5 protein-coding genes are annotated in these 5,126 nt (G+C 72.1%); 2 read left to right on the top strand and 3 right to left on the bottom strand.

The window, feature by feature from the left end; genetic code table 11:
- The coding region (locus G6022_RS16170; protein WP_182692010.1) for an alpha/beta fold hydrolase at positions 1-1,145 on the top strand (1,145 nt) is incomplete at its 5' end.
- A gap of 76 nt (positions 1,146-1,221) precedes the next feature.
- On the opposite strand, the gene G6022_RS16165 is transcribed toward G6022_RS16170, so the two are convergent.
- The 3 genes from G6022_RS16165 to G6022_RS16155 form a co-directional block, all read right to left on the bottom strand.
- Positions 1,222-1,659, bottom strand: coding sequence for a universal stress protein (locus tag G6022_RS16165; protein ID WP_179525307.1), 438 nt, complete (start codon positions 1,657-1,659; stop codon positions 1,222-1,224).
- Between the two features lie 164 nt (positions 1,660-1,823).
- Positions 1,824-3,455: an ATP-binding cassette domain-containing protein gene (locus tag G6022_RS16160; protein ID WP_182639891.1), complete on the bottom strand. Its 1,632-nt coding sequence runs from the start codon at positions 3,453-3,455 to the stop codon at positions 1,824-1,826.
- Between the two features lie 151 nt (positions 3,456-3,606).
- Positions 3,607-4,398, bottom strand: coding sequence for a thioesterase family protein (locus G6022_RS16155; RefSeq protein WP_347238199.1), 792 nt, complete (start codon positions 4,396-4,398; stop codon positions 3,607-3,609).
- Positions 4,399-4,428: 30 nt separating this feature from the next.
- Between G6022_RS16155 and G6022_RS16150 the strand changes: the two genes are divergently transcribed.
- A partial coding sequence (locus tag G6022_RS16150) for a lycopene cyclase family protein (RefSeq protein WP_241731271.1) occupies positions 4,429-5,126 on the top strand: 698 nt, incomplete at its 3' end.

Raw genomic sequence — 5,126 nt, 5'->3', positions numbered from 1 at the left:
CCGACGACACCGGGCCCGGGTTCGACCTGACCTACGTGCGGACCGGCCCGCACGCCCGGCGGCCGACCGTGGTGGTCCCCGGCGGCCCGGGCCTCGGGTCGGTACTGCCGTATCGCGGCCTGCGTCGATGGGCGGCCGGCCTCGGGCACGACCTGATCATGGTGGAGCACAGAGGTGTGGGCTTGTCCCGCACCGATACCGCCGGCCGGGACCTGCCGGTGTCGGCGATGCGGATCGCCGCTGTCGCCGGCGACATCGCGGCGGTTCTCGACCGGGAGGCGGTGGACTCGGCCTACCTGGTCGGGTCCTCCTACGGCAGCTATGTGGTGTCCTGCTTCGGCGCCCTGTATCCCGAGCGCGTCGCGGGCATGCTGTTGGATTCGGCGCTGCAGTCGTCGGCGGACATCGACCTCGAGCGACGGGCGGTGCGCTCGGTGTTCTGGGATGCCGACACCGCGATCGCCGCGGATGTGCGGCGTCTCTACCTCCGCGGAGAGGACGGCCGACGCCTGCTCGACGTGGTCCGCGCGGCCTACGAGTTGGGCGGGCCGGAGTTGCTCGGTCCGTTGCTGCGGGGCCGAGTGCGCGGTCGGGCGCCGGGACGGCTGCGGGTGCCGGCGGGCGCAGCCTGGCGACTCCTCGAGGCCTACGCGACCAGGGAAGGCACGCTCGCCCGCGTGCCGGGCGTCTACGAGTTCGACATCGCCGGAGCGATTGGCTTCCGCGAACTAGGGTACGGCGCCCCGACCGACGGAAAGCCCCTCGACCCCGCACTCACGTATGCGCCGCTCGCACCTCTGTTTCCCGGGTTCGACGCGGAACCGGTCGACCTGGGTCGAGAGGTATCCCGCTTCACCTGGCCGATGGTCCTTCTCAGCGGCACCAGGGACCTCCGCACCCCTCCGGACATCGCCGACCGCGTGGCGTCGATCGCCCCGGACGCGGCGGTCACCCGAATCGAGAACGGCCACAGTGCGCTGGACACCCACCCCGCGGCGCTGATGAGGGCACTCGACCACCTGGTCACGGGTAGGCACGCCGCGCTTCCCGGCCAGGGCGAGGCGTTGAACGCCCTCCCCCGCCGAGGCGTCTCAGCCCGGTTCCCGACACTGCTCGAGGGTCTGGTGGGACACACGGAGACCTGATCCGTCCGTGGAGCGGCAGGGACCCGTCATGTTCGTCGTGCGTTGTGCGTCGTTCGCCGCGCGACGCCGACCGCGCTCAGGCGTCGTCGGCCTGACGCGGCAGGACCACGACCGGGGACCGCGAGTGCGCGACCACGTGCTGACTCACAGAGCCCATGAGCAGCCCCCGGAAACCACCCCACCCCCGGCTCCCCACCACCACGAGCCGGGCATCCCGCGAGGCCGCGACGATCGCCTCCGCAGGGTGGCCGCGGAGGACGGTCTGGTCGACGCGGGCGTCGTCACCCAGGGTGTCCCTCACGGCGTCCGCGAGCATCGCCCGCGCCCTCTCCTCCAGAATCGACGGGTCCACCCACCCGGCCATCGCGTACGGGCCGACGACGGCGGGGGTCTCGACGGCGGCCAGGGCGATCAGGGGCGCCCCGACCGAGCTCGCGTACTCCGCGGCCCAGGCCAGGGCCTTCAGGGAGTCGGGTCCCCCGTCGACCCCGACTACGACCGGCTGTGCATCCATTGGTCGACCTCCTCGGTGACACCGTCGTCGGTGCACCCGGCGTCAGGCCGGATCCGGCGACACCCCCACCGTAACCCCGCGGCCACCATGCCGCGCGGTCGTGGGCGAGAAATCCAGGCCGACCGTGCAGGTCGCCGACGACACGAGCCCTCGCGCCGCTCGGCTCACGCGAGCTCGACGATCTCCATGTATTCCTGGCTCCACAGGTCCTCGGTCCCGTCGGGCAGGATGATTACCCGCTCGGGCTCCAGGGCCTCCACGGCGCCCGGGTCGTGGGTGACCAGGACGACCGCGCCCTCGTAGCTGCGCAGGGCGTCGAGGACCTGCTCGCGCGAGATCGGGTCGAGGTTGTTGGTGGGCTCGTCGAGCAGCAGCACGTTGGCGGCCGAGGAGACCAGTCCCGCCAGCGCCAGACGCGTGCGCTCACCACCGGACAAGGTGCCGGCGGGCTGCTCGAGCTGGGGGCCGGTGAACATGAACGCGCCCAGCAGGCTGCGCAGGTCCTGTTCCCCGGCGTCGGGGGCGGCGTGGCGGATGTTGTCCCACACGCTGGCGTCCATGTCGAGGGTGTCGTGCTCCTGGGCGAAGTAGCCCACCTTCAGGCCGTGGCCGGAGACGACGCCGCCCTCACCGTCGGTGCGCTCGACCCCTGCGAGGAGCTTGAGCAGGGTGGTCTTGCCGGCGCCGTTGTATCCCAGCACCACCACCCGGCTGCCCTTGTCGATCGCCAGGTCGACCCCGGCGAAGACCTCGAGGGAGCCGTACATCTTGGTCAGGCCCTTGGCGAACATCGGGGTCTTGCCGCACGCGGCCGGGGTGGGGAACTTGATGTGCGCCACCTTGTCGGCCACACGCACCGCGTCGAGCTGGTTCATCATGGTCTCGGCGCGGCGGATCATCTGCTTGGCGGAGGCGGCCTTGGTGGCCTTGGCGCCCAGCTTGGCGGCCTGCGTCTTGAGGGCCGAGGCCTTCTTCTCGGCGTTCGCGCGCTCGCGGCGGCGCCGGGCCTCATCGGTGGCGCGGGCGTCGAGGTACTTCTGCCACCCCATGTTGTAGGCGTCGATCTCACCGCGCACCGCGTCGAGGAACCACACCCTGTTGACCACGGCCTCGAGCAGCTCGACGTCGTGGGAGATGATGATCAGCCCGCCCTCGTGCTTCTCGAGGAACGAGCGCAGCCAGGTGATCGAGTCGGCGTCGAGGTGGTTGGTGGGCTCGTCCAGCAGCAGCATGGTCTGCGACTTGCCCGCCCCGTCGGACGCGGCGAACAGGATCCGGGCCAACTCCACCCGCCTGCGCTGACCGCCCGACAGCGTGCCGAGGTTCTGGGTGAGGATCCGCTCCTCGAGCCCGAGACTGTTGCAGATGCGGGCGGCCTCGCTCTCGGCCTCGTACCCACCCCGCGCGGAGAACTCGTCCTCGAGCCGTCCGTACTTCCGCACGGCCCGGTCCATCGCCGCGTCGTCCGGGGCGGCGACCATCTCGTCCTGCGCCTCGGTCATCTGGAGCATCAACACGTCGAGTCCGCGGGCCGACAGGACCCGGCTGCGGGCGAGCTGATCCATGTTGCCCTCGCGGGGATCCTGCGGCAGGTACCCCACGTCGCTGGTCGAGACGACCGTGCCCGCGTACGGCTCACCTTCGCCGGCGAGGATCCTCATCGTCGTCGTCTTACCGGCGCCGTTCCGGCCCACCAGACCGATCCGGTCGCCGGGCTGGACCCGCAACGAGGACCCGTCCATGTGGAGCAGGGTGCGCACGCCGGCGCGCACCTCCAGGTCGTCGATGGTGATCACGTGCGCGGGTACCTCGTCTGATATCGGGGGGAATCGGGCCGACCCGCCACTCTACCTGCGGTGCGACACGCGGGACGAGTCCGGTGACCTGGGTCTCCGCCCGGCCCGGGTCCGCCCGTCACCCCGACCGCGCCCTCACGCGGCCATGCTCTCATCCGGCCCTGCGCCCGTACAGGTTCTGGACGCTGCGGCCGATCCGTCCCCGGTCGTCGGACAGGAGCGTGTCGGTGATGACGCCGCGACCGGGGCCGCCCACCGTCTCGGAGTCCAGATGCACCCACCCCGGTTCCGGTTCCCGGTGCAGCGAGACCACCAGGTCACAGTTGACCGCCGGATGAGTGAGCGGGTCGGTGGCCAGGGAGATCCCGCTCGCCGAGTCCGCCACCAGGATCGTGTGCTGCCACCCGGTCATCGATTCGCCCTCGAGCAGGTCGAGCCGGCTCCGACCCCACGCGCGGGCCGGCCCCAGGGCGTCCCCGTCGCCGTGGTCGAACGAGAAGTCCACCACGGACAGGTATCCGTCCGCGTACGCGAAGGACATCATCGCCCCCCGTTCGCGCGGGGCGTCCGGCACCTCGGGACCGGTGTGGTCGCCGTGCACCGGGAAGTCCTCCGGAGTCGACCGCATCCGCCATCCGCGGGCCACCAGGGCGGGCCGCCCGCCTGCGGAGGCGGTGGCCTCGAGCAGCTCCACGCTGCGGCCGGGCCGGACGGTGCGCACCTCGATCTCCAGGTCCGCCACGGGCACCGGGCCGAGGACGTCGACCGAGACCCGGGACAGCCGCACCCCGGGCCGCCGCTCGAACCGCTCCATGGCCCGCACCAGCAGCGCGCTGGGCGGGCCGGCGTGCTGTGAGTCCGGTGACCACGGACCGGCCGTCAACGGGGAGGACTCGAATCGGCCCTCGGCGACCTGGTGGTAGAACGCTCCCGGCACGTCCACGTCCTCTCGTCGGCGGTACTGTCTGTCGTGATGGATGCTACGGGGGCTGCTCTCTACGACGTCGCCGTCGTCGGTCTGGGACCGGCCGGCCGCGCGCTCGCCTCCCGCTGCGCCGCCGCGGGCCTGAGCGTCCTCGCGATCGATCCGAAACCGGACGCGCCGTGGCGCCAGACGCTCTCCCTGTGGGCCGACCAGCTCCCCCCGTGGCTCTCGGTGGCGTCGTGCGGTGTCGACGTCCTGGCACACTCCGTCCACGCGCCGGTGCACTACTCCCCCGACCGGGCCGTGGTGGACCGGGCCTACAGCGTGCTCGACAACGACGCCCTGCGCGAGGCACTGCCTCTCGGAGCCGGCGTGACCGTCGAGACCACGGCCGTCGACGATGCCGCGTTGCCTGCACTGACCGCCCGGGCGCACCGCGTGGTGGATTGCCGCGGCGCCGGTGGCTCCGCCAACCGAGGGCCCCTCCAGACCGCCTACGGGATCGTCCTGGACGCGGAGGACGCCGCCCCCGCCCTCGCTGGTGATCCGGCGCTGTTCATGGACTGGCGGACGGACCACGACGACGACGAACTCGGCCCGAGCTTCCTGTACGCGATACCCCTGGGTGCCGGCAGGGTCCTGGTGGAGGAGACGTGTCTGGCGGGGCTGCCCGCACCGGATCCCGTCGACCTCGCGGCCCGGCTGCGGTCGAGGCTCCTGCGACGCGGGGTCGCGCGGTCGGCCAT

The sequence above is a fragment of the Dietzia sp. Cai40 genome (assembly GCF_014145165.1).
Lineage (GTDB): Bacteria > Actinomycetota > Actinomycetes > Mycobacteriales > Mycobacteriaceae > Dietzia > Dietzia natronolimnaea.
This window is presented reverse-complemented; position numbering and strand designations above follow the sequence as displayed.

Coding starts and splice junctions, on each gene's coding strand:
- G6022_RS16165 (WP_179525307.1), bottom strand. CDS start 1,659: ATGGATGCACAGCCGGTCGTAGTCGGGGTCGACGGGGGACCCGACTCC.